Below are 22880 nucleotides of genomic sequence, written 5' to 3'. Positions count from 1 at the left end.
GGCGCGGCGGCGGCCAGGGGCGCCCGTCGGCGATCGGCCGCGGCGGCCAGGACGGCGCCCGCAGCCTCGAGGGCGGCGGCGGCCGGGGTCGTGGTCGGGGCCGCAGCGGCAGCGGCGGCGGGCGCCGCTCCGGCGGCCCGCGCGGCGGGCGCTAGCGCGCCCGACGGGGGCGGGGCGGGGCGAACGTCACGCGCCCGCCGCGCCCCACGCCCCGTGCGACGTTCGCCCACCCCCTCGGGGGCGAACGTCACGCCCCCGAGGACGAGACCGCCGGCGTGTGACGTTCGGCGGGGACCACGGCGGCGTGGCGGGCGCGACCGATCCCGGTCGCGACCAGCGCCGCCAGCGCCGCGGCGACGACCATCAGCGTCCAGCCGCCGCGGAACGCGTCGAGCAGCTCGCCGGGAGCGGGGTGGCCGTAGATCCCGACCAGGATCGCGACCCCGAGCACCGCGCCCAGCTGGCGCGCGGCGCTCAGCACGGCCGAGCCGGTCGCCAGCCGCTGCGGCGGCAGGGTCGTGGCGACCGCGGTCGAGACGCTGGGCAGGAAGAGGCCGACGCCGATCCCGGTCAGCAGCATCCCCGGCAGCACCGCGGCGGCGTAGTCCGGCTCCAGCCCCGCCCGCCACAGCCACCAGCCGCAGCCGACGGCGAAGGTCGCGGCGCCCGCGATCGCGACCGGGCCCGCCCCGTGGCGCTGGGCCAGCCGCCCCGACGGGACGGCGAAGGCCGCGGCCATCAGCGGCCCCGGCGCGATCGCCAGGCCGGCGGTCAGGACCGACATCCGCCAGGGGCCGGTCAGCAGCAGCACCAGGCCCAGCAGCATCGCGGCGAAGGCGGCGGTGAAGAGCAGCGCCGCCAGCGAGGCGAGCGCGAACGGCCGCACCCGCAGCATCTCCAGGTCGACCACCGGCACCCGCCGCTCGCCGACCGTGGCCGATCGGACGACGACCAGCACCAGCGCGACCACGCCGGCGGCGAGCACGATCAGCGTCCGGCCGCTCCCCCAGCCATGGTCGGGCGCCTCGACCAGCGCCCAGGCGACGGCGGCGACGCCGGCCAGCAGCAGCCCGGTGCCGAGCGCGTCGGGCCAGCGGCGGTCGTGCTCGTCGCGCGACTCGCGCAGGACCCGCAGGCCGACGACCAGCGCCGCGATCCCGACCGGCAGGTTGACCAGGAAGACCCAGCGCCAGGAGAGCTCGACCAGCAGCCCGCCGAGCGGCGGACCGAGCGCCGCGGCGACCCCGCCGACCGCGGCCCAGGCGCCGATCGCCCCCGCCCGCCGCTCGGGCGGGAAGGCGTCGAGCAGCAGCGCCAGCGAGGTCGCCATCAGCAGCGCCGCGCCGGTCGCCTGGACCGCCCGGAAGGCGACCAGCGCCGCGACCGACCAGGCCGCCGCGCAGGCCGCGGAGGCGAGGACGAAGACCAGCAGCCCGGCCAGGAAGACCGCTCGCCGGCCGACCCGGTCGGCGATCCGGCCGGTCGGGACGAGCAGCGCCGCGAAGACGATCGCGTAGCCGTTGAGGACCCAGGAGAGGGTGCCGATCGAGCTGCCCGCGAAGCGCTGCTCGATGTCGGGGAAGGCGACGTTGACGATGAACAGGTCGAGGCTGGCCAGGAAGACCGCCGCCGCGACGACGAGCAGCACGACCCCCGGGCGGGCGACGGGAGCGGGTGGGTCGGAGGCGGTGGCCGGCACGGTGAGTCGCATGACGCGACGCACCGTACCAAAGTAAGTCGCTTCAAACGACTCATCCGCTAGACTGGGCTCGTGCTTGGTCGCGAGTACGACACCCAGCTCTGCTCGATCGCCCGCGCGCTCGAGGTCGTCGGCGAGCGCTGGACGCTGCTGGTCGTCCGCAGCGTCTTCCTCGGCGATCACCGCTTCGACGCGCTCCAGGAGTCGCTCGGGATCACCCGCAGCGTCCTCACCACGCGGCTCAACCGGCTGGTCGACGAGGGCGTGCTGGAGCGGCGGCCCTACAGCCAGCGGCCGCCGCGCGACGAATACCACCTGACCGAGAAGGGGCGGGCGCTGTGGCCGCTGCTCCACCACCTGATGCAGTGGGGCGACCGCCACTACCCCGAGCCCGAGGGGCCGCCGCGGATCGTCGAGCACCGCGGCTGCGGCGGACATCCCGACGACCACCTGATCTGCGACCGCTGCGGCGCGCGGCTGGAGTCCCGTGACCTGCGCTCGATCCCCGGCCCGGCGATGACGGCGCGGGGGCTGACGGGGCCGCGGATCCCGGCGTCGGCCTGAGCTAGTGGCCCGCCGGCGAGGGCGGGTCGAAGGCCAGTTCGTGGCGCATCTTGTCGCGCAGGTCGCGGAAGCGGATCGTCTCGTAGGCGATCAGCCCGATCATCAGCGCGGTCACGATCGCCAGCGTCGCCAGCGCCGGCAGCTCGACCGCCGCCGGCAGCAGCGCCAGCAGCACCACCGCCACCAGCAGCCGGTGGCGGCTGAAGCGGTGGACGTTGCGCCAGCGGAAGGCGACGTGGGCCAGCAGGTAGAGGGCCAGGCCGCCGAGCAGCGCGAAGGCGGGGACGATCTTCAGCGGGTCGTCGACGTGGCCGAGCGTCTTCTTCAGGCCGAGCGCCAGCAGCACGATCCCGGCGACCATCGGGAAGTGCAGGTAGGAGAAGGAGTCGCGGGCGATCTCGTTGCGCTCGCGGCCGGCGGCGGCGTGGTGCAGCCGCCGTTCGGCGACCAGCGCGACGACGTCGAAGTAGGCCCACCAGAGCGTGGCCGCGACGGCGATCCCGAGCGCGGCGGCGGCCACGATCCCGGCGTCGACGTGGTTCTCGGCCCCGACGCCGATCGCGACGATCGACTCGCCGAGGGCGATGATCACGATCAGCCCGTGGCGCTCGGCGAAGTGGCCGGGGATCAGCTTCCAGCCGTCGCTGCCGAAGATGTAGGGCTCGCCCATGTCGAGCAGCAGGGCCAGCGCCCAGAGCGCGCCCTGGGCCGGGCCGTCGAGGAACGAGGCGGCGACCAGCAGCCCGACCCCGATCGTGGTCCCGATCGCCAGCCCGGTGACCGAGCGGCGCAGGTCGGGGTCGTCGCGGCTGCAGCTGATGAAGAGCAGGATGTGCGAGGCGCGGACGATCAGCAGCATCGCCGCGAACAGCAGCCCGAGGTCGCCGAACGCGTCGTGGACGCTGAGGGCGGCGACCAGCAGCGCCCCCATCGAGACGAAGAAGACGATCCGGACCAGGCCCTCCTCGGGGTCGATCACGCTGGTCAGCCAGGCGTAGCCGACCCATGACCACCACAGCACGCCGAGGATCAGGACGCCGCGGGCCAGCCCCTCCCAGGTCGGGTTCTCGGCCATCAGCGCGGTGCACTGGGTGAGGGCGAGCACGAAGACCAGGTCGAAGAACAGCTCCAGGGGCTTGACCCGGGCTTCCTCGCCGCGCAGGACGGGGGCCACGCGTGGTCGGGCGTCGCTCGTGCTCACGGCGTCATCTTCCCAGCCCGACGGGCGAGCGCCGGCGCGCCAACCGCCCGCCGGATCGACCGTCCGTCCAGAAACGGGTCCGCAGACGGCTCCGTGCTGGACAGCGTACGGGGAGCGACCGTAGCCTGCTCGCGCTTCACCCCCATCGTCAGGAGAGGACGCATCCGCGTGAACGATGTACTTGGAGAGGGCGGCGGCTGTCGCAGGCGCCCCCGCCGCCGACTGCTGGCGACCGCGATCGGCCTGCCGCTGATCGGCGCGCTCGGCCTGGCCTCGACCGCCCAGGCCTACGAGATCGACGACTTCTCGGCGAAGATCGTCAAGCAGGACGGGACGACGTTCGAGGCCCAGGCCGGTGGTCATCCGTATCAGGGGATCATCAGCTTCGACACGAAGAAGCTGGCCAACGGCAACAACGACGGACAGACGCAGACGATCCGGGTCGACACGCCGCAGGGTCTGGTGCCGAACCCCGAGGCGATCCCGCACTGCGCCCAGGCCCAGCTCGAGGCGAACGCCTGTCCGCCGGCCTCGCAGATCGGCAGGGTCACCCTGCGCCTCAGCAGGATCATCAGTGACGGGGGCACACCTGGTGGGCCTACCAATCCGTTCGGCAAGCCCGCCGGAACTCGGGCTGACCTGGCGTTGAACGTCGGCCTCTACAACATGGACGTGGAGGCGGGGCAACTCGCGCGCTTCTCGTTCAATCCGTCGCAGGCCCCGGGCGGCAGCGGCCACATCGTCGACATCGAAGGCGCGATGCGCCCGAGCGACAACGGCCTGTACTTCACGATCAACCACGTTTCCCGCCCTGATCCGGCGAACCCGGCCGACCTCACCCCCACCCTGACCGGCTCGACGCTGACGTTCTGGGGTGGGCCCGGCGCCACGTCCCACGATGGCGATCGCGGAGCGGCGAGTCTCATGCTGCTCTCGTTCAACGGCGGAACCCAGCCGACGCCGGCGCCCGGAGGGGTCCCGATCCCGCTGGCTCCCCCGAGGCCGTCCACCGGCGCCACCGGCATCACCGACACCACCGCCGCCTTCCTCAACTCCCCCACCGTCTGCGACGGCCCCAAGCAGGCCACCCTCACCCTCGACTCGTACCAGGGCGACCGCGACACGCAGGACTACACCGTCGAGTCGGCGCCCGGCGTCGGCCTGACCGGCTGCGACCAGGTGCCGTTCGGCCAGACCACGACCTTCGGTCCGAGCGAGGTCCAGCGCGACGCGCCGGCGCCGCTCGGGGTCACGCTCGACGTGCCGCAGACCAGCGACACCGGCACCCTCGCCACCGCCCACGTGAAGAAGGTCGCCGTCACGCTGCCGCCCGGGATGACGATCAGCCCGTCGGCGGCCACCGGGCTCGAGGCCTGCACCGACGCCCAGTTCGGCAAGGGCACCAACGATCCGATCGGCTGCTCGGCCGCCTCGAAGATCGGGCTCGTCTCGATCAAGAGCCCCGCCCTCGCGAATCCGCTGACCGGCGCCGTCTACGTCGGCCAGCCCGAACCGGGCAACCGCTACCGGCTGTTCGTCAACGCCGACGGCTACGGGGTCAGCATCCGGCTCAAGGGCGACGTCCACCCCGACCCGGTCACCGGCCAGGTGACCGCCGTCTTCGACGACAACCCGCAGCTGCCGTTCTCGCAGTTCAAGCTCGACTTCGACGGCGGGTCGAAGGCGATCATCGCCACGCCGCAGACCTGCGGCACGGCCACCGGCGCCAGCACCCTGACCCCGTGGTCGGGCAACGCGGCGGTCGTCAGCAGCCCGTCGGTCTCGGTCGTCGGCTGCGACGGCTTCCCCTTCGCCCCCGGCTTCGGTGCCACGGCGGCGTCGGGCAAGTCCGGCGCCTACGCCCCGCTGCGGGTCGACTTCACCCGTCCCGACGGCCACCAGTTCCTGAGCGGGATCAGCGCCAAGCTGCCGCCCGGGATGCTGGCCAAGCTGAAGGGCGTGACCCGCTGCAGCGAGGCCCAGGTCGCGGCCGAGGCGTGCCCGGAGTCGTCGCGGATCGGCACCACCTCGGTGACCGCCGGCCCCGGTGACGCGCCCTACCCGCTCTCCGGCCCCGTCTACCTGACGGGCGGCTACAACGGCGGCTCGTTCGGCACGGTCAACATCATCCGCGCCGTCGCCGGCCCCTACGACCTCGGCAACGTCGTGGTCCGCCAGTCGCTGCGGATCGATCCCGACACCGCCCAGGTCTCGGTGGTCAGCGATCCACTGCCCCAGATCAAGGAGGGGATCGTCCTGCGGCTGCGCAACCTGCAGCTGAACGTCGACCGCCAGGGCTTCATGCGCAACCCGACCTCGTGCGGGACCGGCCAGATCACGACCGATCTGACCTCGGCGCTCGGGGCCGCGGTCCAGCGCTCGGCCGGGCTGGCCTTCGCCGACTGCGCGTCGCTGCCGTTCCAGCCGAGGATCGCGCTGTCGTTCCGCGACAACCGCGAGATGCGCAAGCTCCGCCACCCGCGGGTGGTGGCGACCGTCACCCAGCGCGAGGGCGAGGCCGGCGTCAAGTCGACCAGCGTGGCGCTGCCGCAGCAGGTGGCCCTCGCGGCCGCCAACGCCCAGGGCCTGTGCGAGAAGGCCGACGCCGCGCGCGACAAGTGCCCGCCGGCCTCGATGGTCGGCACCGCCGTGGCGGAGACGCCGATCCTCGACCAGCCGCTGAAGGGCCCGGTCTACTTCGTGAAGGGCATCCGCACCGACCCGAAGACCGGTCAGGAGATCAAGACCCTGCCGACGCTCTTCGTGCCGCTGCGGGGGGAGACGACGATCTTCCTGCGGGCCACGTCGGCGATCAGCGGCAAGCGGCTGGTGACCACGTTCGGGGCGATCCCGGACGCGCCGATCACGAAGTTCACCCTGACCATCAACGGCGGCAAGCACGGGATCATCGCCACCAACCGCGATCTCTGCTCGTACTCGTCGCTGAAGGCCAGCGTGCGGATGGCCGGCCACAACGGCAAGACCGCCCCGACCGCCAAGCCGACGATCGCCACCGCCTGCGGTCCGACGCCGAAGCTGCGGATCGGCTCGGCCCGCCGCAGCGGCTCGACGCTGACCGTGGCCGGGACGTTGGTGAAGACGGCCAAGAAGCGCGTCAGCGTCCGGGTGACCTGCGGCAAGTCGACCGCCCGCGGCTCGGCGCTCCCGAAGAAGGGCCGCTACCGCGCCGGCGTCCGCCTGACCGGCGCCTGCGCCAAGGCGAAGACCGCGAAGGTCGCGGTCTCGGTGCCGAAGGACGGTCGCTACCGCGCGGCCACCGTCAGCAAGACGGTGAAGCTGCGCTGACCTCGCGGGACCGAGGCGCGTTTCGAACCGCAGTGGTTCGGAACGCGCCCCGGTCCTCGGCACCATTGCAAGAAGTGACTTCACTTCTGATAGAACGGAGGCCATGACCTTCGAGACCCTGCTCTACGCCACCGACGGCCCGGTCGCGACGATCACGCTCAACCGGCCGCAGCGGCTGAACACGATCGTCCCGCCGATGCCGGAGGAGCTGGAGGCCGCCGTCGCCCGCGCCACCCGCGACGGCGACGTGAAGGTGATCGTGGTCCGCGGGGCCGGGCGGGCGTTCTGCGCCGGCTACGACTTCGGCGACGGCTTCAAGCACTGGGGCGAGATGCTGGAGACCGACGGGCACTGGGATCCCGGCAAGGACTTCGTGATGGCGACCGCGCCGCAGGTCTCCCCCACCCAGCAGTTCATGAGCATCTGGCGCTGCCCGAAGCCGGTGATCGCGCAGGTCCACGGCTGGTGCGTCGGCGGCGGCAGCGACTTCGCGCTCTGCGCCGACCTGGTCGTGGCCAGCGAGGACGCGGTGATCGGCACCCCCTACAGCCGGATGTGGGGCGCCTACCTGTCCGGCATGTGGCTCTACCGGCTGGGCCTGACCAAGGCCAAGGAGCACGCCCTCACCGGCCGCCCCTTCAGCGGTCGCGAGGCCGCCGACGCCGAGCTGATCAACCGCGCCGTGCCCTTCGCCGAGCTGGAGTCGACCGTCGCCGCGCTGGCCGCCGACCTGGCCCGGATCCCGTCCAGCCAGCTCGCCGCCCAGAAGCTGATCGTCAACCAGGTCTACGAGAACATGGGCCTGCACTCGACCCAGACCCTCGGCCCGATCCTCGACGGGCTGATGCGCAACACGCCTGACGCGCTCGCCTTCATCGACCGCGCCGAGCGCGAGGGCGTGCCCGCCGTCGTCGCCGAGCGCGACCGGGCCTTCGGCGACTACGGCCAGGCCCCGCCTGAGCGGCGCCCGAACCCGGACCACGTGATCGTCCCGTGAGCGACGACGCCGGCCCGGCCCTGACCCCCAAGGGCCGGGCCACCCGCGAGCGCCTGCTGGCCGCCGCCGCCGAGGAGCTGCGCCGCCACGGCAGCGCCGAGGTCGCCGCCGTCGCCGCCCGCGCCGGCGTCGCCCAGAGCGTCCTCTACCGCTACTTCGCCGGCAAGGACGGGCTGGTGGCGGCGGTCGTCGACGCCTTCTACGACCAGTACGCCGCCGAGGTCTTCGACCGCTCGCTGGAGGGCGACGCGGCGCTGCCGCCCGACGCCGGCTGGCCCGAGCGGGAGGCGCTGCGGCTGGCCCGCGAGGTCGGCTTCCTCTACGCCCACCCGCTCGGCCGGCCGATCGCCACCGGCCTGCTGCACGACGCCGCCGCCACCCGCGCCGACGCCGCCCGCCTGCGCGAGCACGTGACCGCCGCCGCCCGCAACATCCGCCACGGCCAGCGCGCCGGCGAGCTCGACCCGGCCGTCGACGCCGGGCTGGCCGCGGCCGCGATCATCGGCGGCCTGCGGACGATGCTGGCCGAGGCGCTGGCCCGCGAGCCGCCCCCGCCGCCGGCCGAGATCGTCGACGCGGCGCTGCGGGTCGGCCGGGCGCTGCTCGACCCCGAGGGCCGCCGGCCGTGGCCGACCGCGGCCCCCTGAGCGCCGCTCACTCCGCGCCCGCGTCGAGCCCGGCCGCCCGCGCCAACTCGCAGCCGAGCGGCGTCAGCGCCAGCCGCCCGCGGACCATCCGGCTGCGCTTGCGGGCGCGGGCGTTGGTCACCTCGGGCTGGGCCTCCAGCACCTCGTAGGGCCGGTCGCCCTCGAGCGGCTCGGCGCTGATCGCGGCCAGCCCCAGCCGGTCGAGGTCGGCCAGCAGCACCGCCGGGTCGACCGCCGACCGCACGCCGGCCTCGCGGACGGCCAGCGTCGCGCCGGCCAGCACGGCGGTCTCGCCCCCGCCGCGGCCGTCGCGGACCCGCACGTCGAGCGTCGGCTGCGGACCGCGCTCGGCCAGCAGCCGCAGCACCCGCGCCTCGTCCGGCGTCAGCTGCTCGACGACCCGCAGCAGCGCCGCGGTCCGGCCGTCCTCGGCCCCGGTCGCCGACGACGCCTCCAGCAGCCGCCCGAAGCGGTCGGCCAGCGCGCGGTCGTGGCCGTTGGCGCCCGCCACCGGGCGCGACGCGACCACGGTCGGCGCCGTCGGGGCGGCGACCGCCGGCCGGGCCTCGTCGCGGTCCAGGCCGAGGCCCCGGCGCAGCTCGCGGACCCCGGCGCGGGTCATCGAGTCGGCGATGTCGATCGGCAGGCGCAGCACTCGCAGCATGGTTCTCTCCTCCTCAGACGTGGGTGCCGAAGACGGCCAGGTGGGCGAGCCCGCCGACGATGCCGAGGACGCCGCCGTGCAGCAGCAGCAGCCACTCGTCCTCCTTCATCGCGGCCCGCAGCAGCTCGGCGAACTCGGGGTGGCTGAGCTCGCGCATCCGGTCGGTGAGCATCCGCCGGATGTGGACGCCCTGCCGCTGGTTGAGGTCGGCGTCGGCCAGCGGCGCCAGCGCCCGCTCGGTCGAGCGCCGCGCCAGGTCGGCGCCGATCGAGGCGTAGTCGTCGCCCCCGACCGCCGCCCGCACCGCGACCCGCGCCCGCCCGAGGGCGTTGTCGAGCACCGGCGTCAGCTCGCGCTCGATCATCGCCCGGGTGCGGTCGGACTTGGGGCCGTGCAGCAGGTCGTCGGCCAGGTTGGAGACCGTCAGCACCTCGTCGGCGATGATCGAGGCGTAGATCGTCGCGACGTCGTGCTGGCGGCGGATGAAGAGCCCGTGGACGGTGAAGGGGCCGATCTTGCGCGGCTCCAGCGGCGAGAAGATCGCCTCGATCGCCAGCCAGTTCGTGACCCAGCCGATCACGATCCCGCCGAGCACCACCACCCACCAGTGGGGGAAGACGCTCATGATCACCACCAGCGGGATCCCGAACAGGAAGCCGAAGACGAAGCCGAGCCGGATGATCATCCGCAGCTCGCGCTCGCCGACCTCCTGGAAGACCCGGTTGGCCAGCTGCGGTCGCTCCGCCATCCGCCGGATCACCATCAGCTTGATGTCGAGCATCTCGTCGACCTGCTCGCCGATCTCGTCGGTGACGCGGCGCAGCACCGTGGGCAGCTCCTGCGCGGCCCGCTCCTGGACCGAGCGACGGACGCGGTCGGGCACCCGGTCCCAGAGTCCGCCGTAGCGGGCGCGGACGGTCTCGTCGACCATCTCGGGGATCTGCGGCGCGACCGAGCGCTCCAGGTGCTCGGCGATCTGGGCCGGCTGCAGCTCGCGGTAGAAGTCGGCCGCGCCGCCGAGCCGGGCCAGGCCCTTGTCGACGGCGATCGAGCCCATCTTGGCGGCCCGCGAGGGGATGATCCCCTGCCAGCCGAAGCGGCCGTCGGCGAGGCCGACCGGCACCGTCCGCAGCCGCCGCGGCAGCCGCGGCCCGAGCCAGCGCATCCCGGGGACCCGGAAGCCGTGGAACTCGAGCGGGTTGAAGAGCATCCAGACGCCGGTCCAGTTCGTGACGTAGCCGATCACCGCGGTGAAGAACGGGATCGACAGCCCGGCCAGGCCGACGCCGAAGAGGGTGAAGGTCGCGGTGGTCATCGCGTGCTCCGGCTGGTCATGGAGCGACCGTACGGCCGGTCCCGGGGCGGTCGCTCGTCCTCTCCGGACAACGGCGGGCGGACCCTTGGCCGGGCAGGACAGTCGGGCCACCCCCGGCCCGCATAGGCTGCGCTCGTGGAGTCGGACGACGCCCCGGACCCCCGCCTGACGCCGGCCCTGCGCGACGCGGTGACGCGGATGCGCGCGGCCCTCGACCCGCTGGCCGAGCGGCTGACCGACCACCTGGTCGCCCGGATCGACTCGCTCGCCGACGAGCCCGAGATCGTCGACGACCTGACCCGCGCGACCCGCGAGGGGACCGACGCCTGGCTCGAGGTGCTGCTGGCCCGCGAGGTCCCGCGCGAGGTGGCGATCCCGGCCGCGACCGTCGCCGTCGCCCGCGCCTGGGTCCGCCGCAACCGCCCGGTCGGCTCGCTGCTGCGGGCCCACCGGCTGGCCCACGGCGTGGTCGTCCAGGAGATGCTCAGCCAGCTGCGGGCGGCGATCGACGATCCGCAGCTGCTCGGGCTGGCCTCGGAGACCCTGGTCGAGCTGAGCTTCGGCTACATCGACACGCTCTCGGCCGGGATCACCGAGCTGTACCTGGGCGAGCGGGCGCGGCTGGTGCGCAGCGCCGAGCTGGCCCGGGCCGAGGTGGTCGAGGCGCTGCTGCGCGAGGAGCCGGTCGACGTCGACGCGGCCGAGCGGCGGCTCGGCCACCCGCTCCGCGGCCACCACGTGGCGCTGCTGCTGTGGGCCGAGGGCGGCGATCCGGGCGAGGAGCCGCTCAGCCGGCTGGAGGCCGAGGCCCAGCGGATCGCCGATCACCTGGGCGGCGGCCGGCTGCTGCGGATCGCCGCCGGCGGCCGGCTGCTGTGGGCGTGGGTGGCGGCCGACCGGCCGCTCGACGACGTCCCGCCCCCGCCGCCGGCGGTCGGCCCCGACGAGGTCCGCGTGCACGTCGCGCTCGGCGCCCCGGCCGAGGGCCCGACCGGCTTCACCCGCAGCCACCGCGACGCGACCGAGGCCCGCCGCGTGGCCGGGCTGGCCGCCCGCACCCCGCGCGCCGTCCGCTACCGCGACGTCGACCTGCTGGCGCTGATGACCAGCGACGCCGACCGCGCGCGGCGGTTCGTCGAGACCCGGCTCGGCGCGCTCGGCGAGGAGGACGACCAGACCCGGCGGGTGCGGGTGACGTTGCGCACGTTCCTGGAGGAGCGCGGCAGCCACGTCGCCGCCGCCCGCCGGCTCGGCGTCCACGAGAACACCGTCAAGTACCGCGTCCGGCGGGCCGAGGCGCTGCTCGGGCGGCCGCTCGGCGACGACCCGCTGGCGCTCTCGGCGGCGCTGCGGCTGGCCGACCTGCTCGGCGCGGCCGAGCAGGCCTGACCGCGGCTACATCCGGAACAGCGGCCGGCGGACCGGGTCGAGCGGCGCGTTGGCGCAGGCGTCGAGCGCCAGCCCCAGCACCCGGCGGGTGTCGCGCGGGTCGATGATGCCGTCGTCCCACAGCCGCGCCGAGGCGTAGACCGGGTTGCCCTGCTCTTCGAACTGGGCCCGGACCGGGGCGGCCATCGCCTCGCGCTCCTCGTCCGGGAAGTCGATCCCGCGCGCGGCCAGCTGGGTCTCGCGGACGGTCGTCAGGACGGTCGCCGCCTGCTCGCCGCCCATCACGCTGATCCGCGCGTTCGGCCACATCCAGAGGAACCGCGGCTGGTACGCGCGGCCGCACATGCCGTAGTTGCCGGCCCCGTGCGAGCCGCCGACGATCACCGTCAGCTTCGGGACCCGGGCGCAGGCGACGGCGGCCACCATCTTCGCCCCGTCCTTGGCGATCCCGCCGGCCTCGTACTCGCGGCCGACCATGTAGCCGGCGATGTTCTGCAGGAAGAGCAGCGGGATCCCGCGCTCGTCGGCCAGCTCGATGAAGTGGGCCGCCTTCAGCGCCGACTCGCGGAAGAGGATCCCGTTGTTGGCCAGGATCGCCACCGGGTGGCCCATCACGTGGGCGAAGCCGGTCACCAGCGTGTCGCCGTAGAGCGGCTTGAACTCGTGCAGGCGGCTGCCGTCGACGACCCGCGCGATCAGCTCGCGGGCGTCGTAGGGCTCGCGGGTGTCGACCGGCACCACGTCGAGCAGCGACTCCGGATCCTCGGCCGGCGGCTCGGGCGTCCGCTGCTCCCAGGGCGCGACGCCGTCGCGGCCGGCGGGCAGGGTCGAGACGATCCGGCGGACGATCTGGAGCGCGTGCTCGTCGTCCTCGGCCAGGTGGTCGACGACGCCCGAGGTGCGGGCGTGCAGCTCGCCGCCGCCCAGCTCCTCGGCCGAGACCTCCTCGCCGGTGGCCGCCTTCACCAGCGGCGGGCCGCCGAGGAAGATCGTGCCCTGCTGGCGGACGATGATCGTCTCGTCGCTCATCGCCGGCACGTAGGCGCCGCCGGCGGTGCACGAGCCCATCACCGCGGCGATCTGGGCGATCCCCTCGCGCGAGAGGCGGGCCTGGTTGTAGAAGATCCGCCCGAAGTGCTCCTTGTCGGGGAAGACCTCGTCCTGCTTCGGCAGGAAGGCCCCGCCGGAGTCGACCAGGTAGATGCACGGCAGCCGGTTCTCCAGCGCCACCTCCTGGGCCCGCAGGTGCTTCTTGACCGTCAGCGGGTAGTAGGTGCCGCCCTTGACCGTCGCGTCGTTGGCGATGATCAGGACCTCGCGGCCGTGGACGCGGCCGATCCCGGCGATCACGCCGGCGGCGGGGACGTCGTCGTCGTAGACCTCCTCGGCGGCCAGCGGGGCCAGCTCCAGGAACGGGCTGAAGGGGTCGACCAGGCGATCGATCCGCTCGCGCGGGAGCAGCTTGCCGCGGTCGACGTGACGCTGGCGCGCCCGCTCGCCGCCGCCGGCCGCGATCCGCGTCAGCCGCGTCTCGAGGTCGCCGATCAGCTCCAGGTGCTGCTCGCGGTTGGTCATGCCTGGTCCTCCTGCTCGACGGCGGCCAGCACCTGGCCGCGCTGCACGTGCTCGCCGACGGCCACGTCGACCGACTGGACGACGCCGTCGTAGGGCGCCGTCACATCCAGCTCCATCTTCATCGACTCGACCACCACCACCGGCGTGCCGGCGGTGACGACGTCGCCCGGCTGGGCCTTGATCGCGATCACGACGCCCGGCAGCGGCGCTTCCAGGCTGCCCGACCCGTGGGCCGCGGCGGCCGACGCCTCAGGCGCGTCGCGCCACGACCAGGTGCCGTCGGGGCCGTGGATCCACAGCCACTCGCCGTCGCGGGCGACCGACCAGCGGGCGGCGCCCTCGCCGTCGCCGACGTCCAGCCGCCGCGGGGCGCCCGGCTCGGCCGGGACGATCGCGACGCTCGCGCGGCGCGGGTCGGCCTCGTCGACGGTCACCTCGAGCGCGCCGTCGACCACCCGCGCGGAGAGCGCCAGCGGCTCGTCGTCGGCGTCGAGCAGCCGCAGCCGCGCCGCCGCCGGCGGACCGATCCGCCAGCCGTCGCGGCGGTCGAAGGGCGAGGCCGCGGCGCCGCCGGAGCGCTCCTCCAGCTCGTGGTGGCGCCAGGCCGCAGCGGCGGTCGCCGCGCGGGCGGTGGCGGCGGCCGGCGGCTGCTGGAGCCCGCCGGCGGCCTCCGGGTCGGCCAGCAGCGCCTCGACCATCGTGGTGGTGGTGCGGCCCTCGACCACCTCCGGCCGGGCCAGCAGCCGCCGCAGGAAGCCGGCGTTGGTCTGGACGCCGAGCACGGTCAGCTCGTCGAGCGCGCGGTCGAGCCGGTCGCGGGCCTGGGCCCGGTCGCGGCCGTAGGCGATCACCTTCATCAGCATCGGGTCGAAGGCGGTCGTCACCTCGCTGCCGGTGGCCAGGCCGGAGTCGACGCGGACGCCCGCGCCGCGCGGCTCGGCGTAGCCGACGACCGGGCCGGTGGCGGGCAGGAACTGCCCCGTCCCGCCGGCGCCGACGGCGATCCGCTCGGCGCAGATCCGGGCCTCGATCGCGTGGCCGACCGGCGTCAGCAGGGGGCCGTGCTCCCCGAGGGCGGCGGCCAGGTCGAGCCGCTCGCCGTTCGCGATCCGCAGCTGCAGCTCGACCAGGTCGAGCCCGTGGACCAGCTCGGTCACCGGGTGCTCGACCTGGAGCCGGGCGTTCATCTCCAGGAAGAAGAAGCGCGGCGCCTCGACCCCCGACTCGACCAGGAACTCGACGGTGCCGAGGTTGCGGTAGCCGGCGGCGGCGGCCAGCCGGACGGCGGCGGCGTGGAGGTCGCGGCGGACGTCGTCGGGCAGGTGCGGCGCCGGCGACTCCTCGATCAGCTTCTGGTGGCGGCGCTGGAGGCTGCACTCGCGCTCGCCGATCGCCCAGACCCCGCCGTGGGCGTCGGCGGCGATCTGGACCTCGACGTGGCGGGCCGGCTCGACCAGCCGCTCGACCAGCAGCTCGGCGCGGCCGAAGGCGGCCAGCGCCTCGCGGCGGGCGGCGTCGACGGCGGGCGCGATCTGGTCGGCCGCGTCGACCCGCCGCATGCCCTTGCCGCCGCCGCCGGCCGAGGCCTTCAGCAGCAGCGGCAGCCCCGCCTCGGCGGCGAACGCCTGCACTTGGTCGACGCTCACGTCCTCGCCCTGGAGGCCCGGGACCACGGGGACGTCGGCCTCGGCGGCGGTCCGCTTCGACGCGATCTTGTCGCCGAGCAGGTCGATCGCGGCCGGCGTCGGGCCGATCCAGGCGACCCCGGCGTCCTCGAACGCCTGGGCGGCGTCGGCCCGCTCGGCCAGGAAGCCGTAGCCGGGGTGGACGGCCTGGCTGCCGGTGCGGCGGGCGACGTCGAGCAGCTGGGCGACGTCCAGGTAGGGCGAGCGGTCGCCGTCGGCCCGCAGCGCGACCGCGTGGTCGCAGGCCGCGACGTGCGGCGCGCCCGCGTCCTGCGGGGCGTGGACGGCGACCGACTCGACGCCGAGCCGCCGCAGCGTGGCGGCGATCCGGACGGCGATCTCGCCGCGGTTGGCGATCAGGACCCGATCGAACCCCATGCTCATGCCTCTCCGTGCCAGTCGATCGGCCCGGCCACCAGCGTGTGCGAGCCGAGCGGCCGGCCCAGCACCCGCTGGACGGCGCGGCTCGCCTCGAGCAGCTTCGGCAGGTCGATCCCGGTCGCGATCCCCATCTCGTGCAGCATCGAGACCAGGTCCTCGCTGGCGATGTTGCCGGTCGCCCCGGCCGGGACCGGGCAGCCGCCCAGCTCGCCGAAGCTCGACTCGAACGACGTGCAGCCGGCCTCGAGCGCGGCGACGACGTTGGCCAGGCCCTGGCCGCGGGTGTTGTGGAAGTGCGCGGTCAGCTCGACCTCGCCGCCGAGGGCCTCCGCCGCCTCGGCGAAGAACCGCCGCACCTGGCGGGGGTTGGCCATCCCGGTGGTGTCGCCGAAGCCGATCTCCTGGGCGCCGAAGTCGCGCAGCCGGGCGGCGATCTCGCGCACGCGCTCGGCGGGAACCTCGCCCTCGTAGGGGCAGCCGAAGGAGGTGGCGATCACCGCCTCGACCCGCAGCCCGGCCTCGCGCGCCCGGGCCACCACCCGCTCCAGCCCGGCCAGCGACTCGTCGATCGAGCGGTTGACGTTCTTGCGGTTGTGGGTCTCGGAGGCGGAGAGGAAGACCGACGCCTCGTCGAAGCGGTCGCGCAGCGCCAGCGCGTTGTCGAGCCCGCGCTCGTTGGGGATCAGGACCGAGCGCGAGACGCCCTCGGGCACGTCGATCCGGCGCAGCACCTCGGCCCCGTCGGCCAGCTGCGGGATCACGTCGGGGCGGACGAACGAGGTCAGCTCGATCCGCCGCAGGCCGGTCCGCGCCAGCCGGTCGATCAGGGCGACCTTGTCGTCGGTGGAGATCGTCTCCGGCTCGTTCTGGAAGCCGTCGCGGGGACCGACCTCGCGGACCCGGACCGTCTCGGGGAAGCCGTCGCTGGTGGTCATGGCGATCAGGCCAGCAGCGCGCGGGAGATGACCATCTGCTGGACCTCGTCGGTGCCCTCGCCGATGGTCAGGATCTTGGCGTCGCGGTAGAAGCGACAGACGGGGTATTCCTCCATGAAGCCGTAGCCGCCGTGGATCTGGACCGCCTCCTCCGAGGCGCGGACGGCCAGCCGGCCGGTCTTCAGCTTCGCCTGGGCGGCGGTCAGCGAGAAGTCGCGGCCCTGGTCCTTCAGCCAGGCGGCCTTGTAGGTCAAGAGCCGCGCGGCCTCGATCTCGGTCGCGAGGTCGGCGATCTTGGTCTGGATCGCCTGGAAGCGGGCGATCGGCTGGCCGAAGGCGTTGCGCTGCTTGCTGTAGGCGACGGCCTCGTCGAGCGCGCCCTGGGCCAGGCCGAGGCCCATCGCCGCGACGCCGATCCGGCCGCCGTCGAGGATCTGGAGGAACTGGCGGAAGCCCTGGCCGCGCGGCCCGAGCAGGTTCTCGGCCGGGACCCGGCAGTCGGCGAAGCTCAGCGGGCGGGTGTCCGAGGCGTTCCAGCCCATCTTGCGGTACGGCTCACCGGGCTCGTAGCCGGGGGTGCCGTTCTCGACGATCAGGTTCGAGATCTCCGGCCGGCCGGAGGGGGTCTCCCCCGTGACCGCGGTGATCGCGACATGACCGGAGACGTCGGTGCCGGCGTTGGTGATGAACTGCTTGGCGCCGTCGATCGTCCACTGGTCGCCGTCGAGCGTGGCCTTGGTCTTGACGTTGCCGGCGTCGCTGCCCGCCTCCGGCTCGGTCAGCCCGAAGGCCCCGAGCTTGCGGCCCGCGCAGAGGTCGGGCATGTAGCGCTCGCGCTGCTCGTCGTTGCCGAAGAGGTAGATCGGCTGGGTGCCGAGCGAGGTGTGGGCGCACATCGTGATCGCCACCGAGGAGTCGATCCGGGTCAGCTCCTCGACCGCGACCGCGTACTGGAGGGTGGTGCCGCCGGCGCCGCCCAGCTCCTCCGGGAACGGGATGCCCATCCAGCCCAGCTGGCCCATCTTGGCCACCAGCTCGTAGGGGAACGACTTGGTGCGGTCCAGCTCCTCCGCGACCGGGGCCACCTCGGAGACCGCGAAGTCGCGGACGATGCGCTGCAGCTCGCGGGTGTCCTCGGGCAGATCGAACTCCATGACTGGACTTGTACCGAACGAACGGTCTAAATTGCAAGTCGTGGCACGACCCCCGGCCCGACCCAAGCTCCGCGAGCGCTACGACGAGCGTCAGCAGCAGGTGATCGACGCTTGCGCCCAGGCCTTCGCCCAGCGCGGCTACCACGGCACCTCGATCGACGACCTGATCGCCGCCACCGGGCTCGCCCGCGGTGGGCTCTACCACTACATCGGCTCGAAGCAGGGCGCGCTGACGCGGATCCTCGAGGACCTGATGACCCCGCTGCTGGAGGACGCCTCGGCGGTCGTCGCGCAGCCCGACGCGACCGCCGAGCAGCGGCTGCGGGCGCTGGTCCGGGTCTGGATGCGGCACGTCGAGCAGTACCAGGCCCACGTCCGCGTCTTCCAGCAGGAGCGGCACACGATCGAGGCCGACCCCGGCTGGGACGACGTCCGCCGCGACCGCGACGCCTTCTCGGCGCTGCTGACCGGCGTCCTCCGCGACGGCGCGGAGGGCGGCGACTTCGCGCTCGACGACCCGCCGCTCGCCGCGCTGGCGCTGCAGGGCATGGTCAACCACGCCGCCACCTGGTTCGACCCCGCCGGCCGCCTGACCGCCGACCAGGTCGCCGACGGCTTCTGCGACGCGATCGTGCGCGGGATCGGCGCCGCCGACCCCCGCCGGCGGTGACGTTCCGGTCGCCGGGCGACCGGAACGTGACAGCGGGCGGGCGGCGACCCGCCCGCCTCAGGCCTTCGCCGGGGCCGCGCCGGCCAGGGCCGCGCGGCGCTCCTCGGTCAGCGGCACGTAGCGCTGCTCGCCGGCGTCGTAGGCCCAGGCCCGGCCGACCGGCGGCAGGCCGGCGTCGCGCAGCGGGCCGGTGATCGGGCGGAACCAGGTGGTCAGCGGGATGTCGTCGACCACGTGGACGACGTCCGGCCGGTGCTCGGGCTCGAGCGTCGCCAGCGCGGCGGTCAGGTCGGCGCCGTCCAGCTGCTGGTCGCCGCGCAGCGTCGCCGCCGCGACCGCCAGCGTCCGGCCCTCCCCCGCCTCCAGCGCGTAGGCCACCGAGAGGTCGATCGCCGGCAGGTCGCCGAGCGCGTCCTGGATCGGGAAGGCGTAGACCGGGCCGTGGTCGGTCTGGATCGCCGCCTTGCCGTGGTCGACCAGCCAGTAGTCGCCGTCCTCGTCGACCCGGAACAGGTCGCCGGTCACGTGCCAGGCGTCGCCGCGGGCGAAGACCCCGCGCAGCGGGTGGCCGGGCGCCACCTCGACGCCGGTCCGGACCCGGGTGAGCAGCATCCCGACCTCGCCCGGCGTGCAGGGCAGGACGAACCCGTCCGGTCCCTCGATCAGCTCGGCGACGGTCGGATCCCAGGCGGCCAGCCGGACCTCGGCGCTGCCGGGCAGCTGGCGGCCCTTCGACCCGGCCTTGGTGCCGGTCACGTTGACCAGCACCGCGTCGCCCTCGGTCGAGGCGTAGAACTCCAGCACCCGCGCCGGCTTGAACCGCTCCTGGACCCGCTTCCACAGCCCCCGCGGCATGCCGGAGCCGACGAACAGCCGCACCGGGTGGTGCTGCTCGGCCACGTGCGGCGGGGCCTCGGCCAGCTCGGCCAGCAGCGCCCACGTGTAGGAGACGACCGTCACGCCGTAGCGGCGGACCTCCTCCCAGAAGGTGTCGGCGTCGAAGTGCCGCGCGAGCGCGATCCGGGCCCCCGAGGCGACCGCGCCGCCGATGCTCGTCAGCAGGCCCGACGGATGGTGCAGCGGGGTCACCGCGTAGACCGTGTCGGAGGGCGACAGCGCCGCCGACGACGCGGTGCCGAAGGCCGACAGCGCCCAGCGGTGGTTGGTGATCCGCTTGGCTCGCGTGCGGTCGCCCTCGCCGGTGAAGACGATGAACGCCAGGTCGACCGCGCGGCCCGGGTTGGCCGCGTACCAGGCCGGCACGTCGACCTGGTCAGGGTCGATCCGCTCCATGTCGAGCACGTGCGGCCCCAGGTCGCGCGGCTCGCCGCCGCCGCCCAGCACCAGCACCTCGACGCCGAGCGCGGCCGCGGCCGCCTCGGCCTGCTCCGGGTCGGCGACGACCCGCTCGACCTGGCCCAGCTCGGCCTCGCGCTCGAGCGCGCCGTCGGGTCGCATCAGGACCACGACCGCGCCCAGCCGGCTGAGCGCCGCGACCACCGAGAGCGAGCTCGGCCGCGGCTCCATCAGCACGCCGACGTGCTGGCCCTGGCGGACGCCGACGCTGATCAGGCCCTTGACGATGTTGTCGATCCGGGTCTTGACCGCGCCGTGGGCGTGGGCCCGGTCCTCGAACAGGAAGAGGACGTCGTCCGGCGCCCGCTCCGCCTGCTCGTCGAGCAGCAGCCCGAGCGAGATCCGCGTCTTCGGCCCGATCTGCTCCAGCCGGAACAGCCGCGGCAGCTGGCCGGCGGCCTCGGCGGCCAGCTCGCGGACGTTGCGGACCGAGCGGCGGGCGCCGCGGGTCAGCGAGCGGACGATCCCGACCCCGACCGTGCCGGCCAGCTCGACGCTGGTGCCGATCGTCGTCCCCGCCCCGACCTCGAGCTGGCGCGGCTCGTCGTCGACGATCCGGCTGATCGTCTCCGGCAGCTCGCCGCGGCCGGCGCGCCACTCGGCCCAGCGGGCGACGGTCGGCCAGGTGTCGCGGCCGGCGCGGCTGCCGACGACCAGGCCGAAGTGGCCGGCCGGCAGCGGCATCTCGTAGGTCTCCGCCCGCGGCGCCGCGCGGCGGATCGCCCGGACCGCGTCGGGCGGGGCGATCTCGTCGACCTCGCCGACGAAGGCCAGCACCGGGCAGGTGATGTCGGCCAGGGTCACCAGCGCCCCGTCGATCACGATCCCGCCCGAGACCATCCGGTTGTGGGCGACGAACTGGCGCAGCAGCTCCTGCAGCGCCGGCCCCGACCACGCGACCCAGCCCTCGCCCTGGAGGAACCGCCGCTGGCCCTCGCGCGGGAGCAGCGCCTCGCGGTCGTGGAGCTGGAAGAGGAACTCGACCTGCGAGCGGACCGACTTGACCGGGTCGAGCAGCCGGAAGCCGGTGCGGCTGGCCCAGGCGGGCAGGCCGCGGCCCTCGAAGACGTGGTCGGCGAGGAACATCGCCGCCCGGCCGGCGACCCCGGCGGGGATCCCCAGCGGAACCGCGTTGCCGACGTCGACCGGGCTGCCGAAGACGATGATGCTCTCGAGCCCGGCGCTGCGGCGGTACGAGGCCGCCTGGTAGCAGAACATCCCGCCCTGGCTGTAGCCGCCGAGGTGGATGTCGCCGCCGGTCGCCTCGCGGACGCGGTCGATCGCCTCGCTGACCGCCAGCACGTGGTCGGTCAGCGTCCGCTCCAGGCCGCCCTCCTCGCGCTCGGGGGCACCGAAGTCGACCACCCACGGGTCGAGCCCGAGCGCGTGCAGGTCGCGGACGGCGCTCGAGTTCGGCGAGACGTCGTAGACCTCGGCCGTCAGCATCAGCGGCGGCACCAGCAGGATCGCCGGCCGGCCCTCGGTGATGTCGTCGGGGAAGTAGTGGCGCAGGCGGTAGACCCGCTGCTCGGCGACGACGTCGAACGGGGCCGGCTCCTCGCCGGTCTCCAGCCCGCCGAAGCGCACCACCTCGAGCGCGTTCTGGGCGATCGCCCCCACCCGCGCGCTCGGTCGCGCGATCGCGTCCGGCACCAGCTTCATCAGCACCCCTCCGGGCCGTTGCCTGCTCCTGCCGCCACCGGGGCGGTCCTGACCCAACGTACGTCCATCGCGGCTCCTTCGCCCCGCGAACCTACACGCCCGGGCGCGCGCACGACATCCCCGCGTACGCCGCAGCCCCGCCGGCGGGCGGGGCCGTCACGGGCTACGTCGCGACGCGGGCGGTCGTCCAGCGGTACCCGACCAGCAGCGCCAGCGCCCACGCCGGGGCGACGTAGAGCGCGACCCGGTTGTCGGCGTCGAAGCCGAGCAGCACCAGCACGAAGACCAGGAAGGCCAGCGAGACGAGGCCGGTCCAGGGCGCGCCCGGCATCCGGAAGCTCGACCGCGGCAGCCGGCCGACATCGACCGCCCGCCGGTAGCGCCAGTGCGAGACGAGGATGATCCCCCAGACCCAGAGGATCCCGACCGTGGCGACCGAGGTGATGTACGTGAACGCCTTCGCCGGGACCAGCGCGTTGACGATCACGCCGATCGCCATCACCGCCACCGAGAGCGCGATCCCGCCGGCCGGCACGTGGCGGCGGCTGAGCCGCGAGAGCGCGCGCGGGGCCTGCTGCGACAGCGAGAGCGAGCGGATCATGCGGCCGGTCGAGTAGAGGCCGGAGTTGCAGGAGGAGAGCGCCGCCGTCAGCAGGATGAAGTTGACGATCCCCGCCGCCGCGCCGATCCCGACCTGGTCGAAGGCGAGCACGAAGGGGCTGGTGTTCGGCTCGAACCGGCGCCACTCGACCATCGCCAGGATCACCACCAGCGAGCCGATGTAGAAGAGCCCGATCCGCCACGGCACGGTGTTGATCGCCCGTGGCAGCATCGTCTTCGGGTCCTCGGCCTCGCTGGCCGTGACGCCGATCAGCTCGACCCCGACGTAGGCGAACATCACCACCTGGAGCACCAGCAGCGTCTGCCAGATCCCGTGCGGGGCGAAGCCGCCGTCGTCCCACAGGTGGGCGACGCTGGCCGTGTCGCCGGCGTCGCTGAAGCCGAAGATCAGCACCCCGAGGCCGAGCAGGATCATGCCGATGATCGCCGTCACCTTGATCATCGAGAACCAGAACTCGGCCTCGCCGAAGACCTTGACCGAGATCAGGTTGGCGCCGAACAGCACCAGCAGCACGACCAGCGCCGTGACCCACTGCGGGATGTCGATCCAGTAGGCGACGTACTTGCCGGCGGCGGTCAGCTCGGCCATCCCGGTCACCACCCAGGTGATCCAGTAGGTCCAGCCGGTGGCGAAGCCGGCGAACGGCCCCAGGAACTCGCGGGCGTAGTCGGCGAAGCTGCCGGCGACCGGGCGGTACATCAGCAGCTCGCCGAGCGCCCGCATCACGAAGAAGATCGCCACGCCCGCCACCAGGTAGGCGGCGATCAGGCTCGGCCCGGCCTTCGTGATCGCGGTCCCGGCGCCGAAGAAGAGCCCGGTCCCGATCGCGCCGCCGATCGCGATCATCTGGATCTGGCGGTTCTTCAGCCCCCGCTCGTAGCCCTCGTCCTCGGCGGGAGCGGGGTCGGCGACGGTGGCGGCTGCGGACACGGCGGGGGCCTCCTGGGCTCGGGACGGGACGCCTGCCGCAGTATCTCCGCGCGGGGCAACGCCGGCGCGCCAGGATCGCCGCCCTCCCACCCCGAGCCCGCGCCATAGATGACGCTCCCGGTCCCATC

At 74.2% G+C, this 22880-nt stretch carries 16 protein-coding genes; 6 read left to right on the top strand and 10 right to left on the bottom strand.

What is annotated here, in order from left to right; genetic code table 11:
- Nucleotides 1–247: 247 nt before the first annotated feature.
- Nucleotides 248–1711 carry an MFS transporter gene (locus SH587_RS13325; RefSeq protein WP_320671114.1) on the bottom strand — a complete coding sequence of 488 codons (1464 nt, stop codon included), beginning with the start codon at nucleotides 1709–1711 and terminating at the stop codon, nucleotides 248–250.
- A gap of 60 nt (nucleotides 1712–1771) precedes the next feature.
- Here SH587_RS13325 and SH587_RS13320 point away from each other — a divergent pair, with 60 nt between their 5' ends.
- On the top strand, nucleotides 1772–2263 hold the full coding sequence (locus tag SH587_RS13320) for a winged helix-turn-helix transcriptional regulator (RefSeq protein WP_320671113.1): 492 nt from the start codon (nucleotides 1772–1774) through the stop codon (nucleotides 2261–2263).
- 1 nt (nucleotide 2264) lies between these two features.
- Here SH587_RS13320 and SH587_RS13315 read toward each other — a convergent pair whose 3' ends face one another.
- Nucleotides 2265–3464, bottom strand: coding sequence for a low temperature requirement protein A (locus tag SH587_RS13315; RefSeq protein ID WP_320671112.1), 1200 nt, complete (start codon nucleotides 3462–3464; stop codon nucleotides 2265–2267).
- A gap of 168 nt (nucleotides 3465–3632) precedes the next feature.
- On the opposite strand from SH587_RS13315, the gene SH587_RS13310 reads away from it, so the two are divergent.
- The 3 genes from SH587_RS13310 (at nucleotide 3633) to SH587_RS13300 (ending at nucleotide 8414) form a co-directional block, all read left to right on the top strand.
- Nucleotides 3633–6770 (top strand): hypothetical protein, encoded by a 3138-nt coding sequence (locus SH587_RS13310; protein ID WP_320671111.1) that lies wholly within the window; start codon nucleotides 3633–3635, stop codon nucleotides 6768–6770.
- 103 nt (nucleotides 6771–6873) lie between these two features.
- On the top strand, nucleotides 6874–7767 hold the full coding sequence (locus tag SH587_RS13305) for a crotonase/enoyl-CoA hydratase family protein (protein WP_320671110.1): 894 nt from the start codon (nucleotides 6874–6876) through the stop codon (nucleotides 7765–7767).
- The gene (locus SH587_RS13300; protein WP_320671109.1) at nucleotides 7764–8414 is read left to right on the top strand and encodes a TetR family transcriptional regulator; all 651 of its coding nucleotides are present in this window, start codon (nucleotides 7764–7766) and stop codon (nucleotides 8412–8414) included. The genes SH587_RS13305 and SH587_RS13300 overlap by 4 nt, the downstream gene beginning before the upstream one ends.
- Before the next feature lie 7 nt (nucleotides 8415–8421).
- On the opposite strand, the gene SH587_RS13295 is transcribed toward SH587_RS13300, so the two are convergent.
- Nucleotides 8422–9078, bottom strand: coding sequence for an Abi-alpha family protein (locus SH587_RS13295; protein WP_320671108.1), 657 nt, complete (start codon nucleotides 9076–9078; stop codon nucleotides 8422–8424).
- Nucleotides 9079–9091: 13 nt separating this feature from the next.
- Nucleotides 9092–10393, bottom strand: a complete 1302-nt coding sequence (locus tag SH587_RS13290) for a DUF445 domain-containing protein (RefSeq protein ID WP_320671107.1) — start codon at nucleotides 10391–10393, stop codon at nucleotides 9092–9094.
- 135 nt (nucleotides 10394–10528) lie between these two features.
- Between SH587_RS13290 and SH587_RS13285 the strand changes: the two genes are divergently transcribed.
- Nucleotides 10529–11782, top strand: a complete 1254-nt coding sequence (locus SH587_RS13285; protein WP_320671106.1) for a PucR family transcriptional regulator — start codon at nucleotides 10529–10531, stop codon at nucleotides 11780–11782.
- 6 nt (nucleotides 11783–11788) lie between these two features.
- On the opposite strand, the gene SH587_RS13280 is transcribed toward SH587_RS13285, so the two are convergent.
- The 4 genes from SH587_RS13280 to SH587_RS13265 are packed head-to-tail and all read right to left on the bottom strand — an operon-like array spanning nucleotide 11789 to nucleotide 17512.
- The gene (locus SH587_RS13280) at nucleotides 11789–13357 is read right to left on the bottom strand and encodes a carboxyl transferase domain-containing protein (protein ID WP_320671105.1); all 1569 of its coding nucleotides are present in this window, start codon (nucleotides 13355–13357) and stop codon (nucleotides 11789–11791) included.
- Nucleotides 13354–15420 carry an acetyl/propionyl/methylcrotonyl-CoA carboxylase subunit alpha gene (locus tag SH587_RS13275; RefSeq protein WP_320671104.1) on the bottom strand — a complete coding sequence of 689 codons (2067 nt, stop codon included), beginning with the start codon at nucleotides 15418–15420 and terminating at the stop codon, nucleotides 13354–13356. The genes SH587_RS13280 and SH587_RS13275 overlap by 4 nt, the downstream gene beginning before the upstream one ends.
- 2 nt (nucleotides 15421–15422) lie before the next feature.
- The gene (locus SH587_RS13270; protein WP_320671103.1) at nucleotides 15423–16358 is read right to left on the bottom strand and encodes a hydroxymethylglutaryl-CoA lyase; all 936 of its coding nucleotides are present in this window, start codon (nucleotides 16356–16358) and stop codon (nucleotides 15423–15425) included.
- Between the two features lie 5 nt (nucleotides 16359–16363).
- Nucleotides 16364–17512 carry an acyl-CoA dehydrogenase family protein gene (locus SH587_RS13265; RefSeq protein ID WP_320671102.1) on the bottom strand — a complete coding sequence of 383 codons (1149 nt, stop codon included), beginning with the start codon at nucleotides 17510–17512 and terminating at the stop codon, nucleotides 16364–16366.
- A gap of 40 nt (nucleotides 17513–17552) precedes the next feature.
- Here SH587_RS13265 and SH587_RS13260 point away from each other — a divergent pair, with 40 nt between their 5' ends.
- Nucleotides 17553–18182, top strand: a complete 630-nt coding sequence (locus SH587_RS13260) for a TetR/AcrR family transcriptional regulator (RefSeq protein ID WP_320671101.1) — start codon at nucleotides 17553–17555, stop codon at nucleotides 18180–18182.
- A 57-nt stretch (nucleotides 18183–18239) separates the two neighbouring features.
- Here SH587_RS13260 and SH587_RS13255 read toward each other — a convergent pair whose 3' ends face one another.
- Both SH587_RS13255 and SH587_RS13250 read right to left on the bottom strand, forming a co-directional pair.
- Nucleotides 18240–21200: an AMP-binding protein gene (locus tag SH587_RS13255; RefSeq protein WP_320671100.1), complete on the bottom strand. Its 2961-nt coding sequence runs from the start codon at nucleotides 21198–21200 to the stop codon at nucleotides 18240–18242.
- A gap of 163 nt (nucleotides 21201–21363) precedes the next feature.
- Complete coding sequence (locus tag SH587_RS13250) at nucleotides 21364–22752, bottom strand: amino acid permease (RefSeq protein WP_320671099.1); 1389 nt, start codon at nucleotides 22750–22752, stop codon at nucleotides 21364–21366.
- Between the last annotated feature and the right edge of the window lie 128 nt (nucleotides 22753–22880).

The sequence above is a fragment of the Patulibacter defluvii genome, assembly GCF_034096925.1.
In the GTDB taxonomy this organism is placed as follows: Bacteria; Actinomycetota; Thermoleophilia; order Solirubrobacterales; family Solirubrobacteraceae; genus Patulibacter; species Patulibacter defluvii.
Note: the sequence above shows the minus strand (reverse complement) of the source record. Positions and strands in the feature narration are given on the sequence as shown.

Excerpts from the sequence above, each read along its gene's own strand:
- SH587_RS13325 (WP_320671114.1), bottom strand. The coding sequence starts at position 1,711 with ATGCGACTCACCGTGCCGGCCACCGCCTCCGACCCACCCGCTCCCGTC.
- SH587_RS13305 (WP_320671110.1), top strand. The coding sequence starts at position 6,874 with ATGACCTTCGAGACCCTGCTCTACGCCACCGACGGCCCGGTCGCGACG.
- SH587_RS13295 (WP_320671108.1), bottom strand. The coding sequence starts at position 9,078 with ATGCTGCGAGTGCTGCGCCTGCCGATCGACATCGCCGACTCGATGACC.
- SH587_RS13290 (WP_320671107.1), bottom strand. The coding sequence starts at position 10,393 with ATGACCACCGCGACCTTCACCCTCTTCGGCGTCGGCCTGGCCGGGCTG.
- SH587_RS13280 (WP_320671105.1), bottom strand. The coding sequence starts at position 13,357 with ATGACCAACCGCGAGCAGCACCTGGAGCTGATCGGCGACCTCGAGACG.
- SH587_RS13275 (WP_320671104.1), bottom strand. The coding sequence starts at position 15,420 with ATGGGGTTCGATCGGGTCCTGATCGCCAACCGCGGCGAGATCGCCGTC.
- SH587_RS13270 (WP_320671103.1), bottom strand. The coding sequence starts at position 16,358 with ATGACCACCAGCGACGGCTTCCCCGAGACGGTCCGGGTCCGCGAGGTC.
- SH587_RS13265 (WP_320671102.1), bottom strand. The coding sequence starts at position 17,512 with ATGGAGTTCGATCTGCCCGAGGACACCCGCGAGCTGCAGCGCATCGTC.
- SH587_RS13255 (WP_320671100.1), bottom strand. The coding sequence starts at position 21,200 with ATGAAGCTGGTGCCGGACGCGATCGCGCGACCGAGCGCGCGGGTGGGG.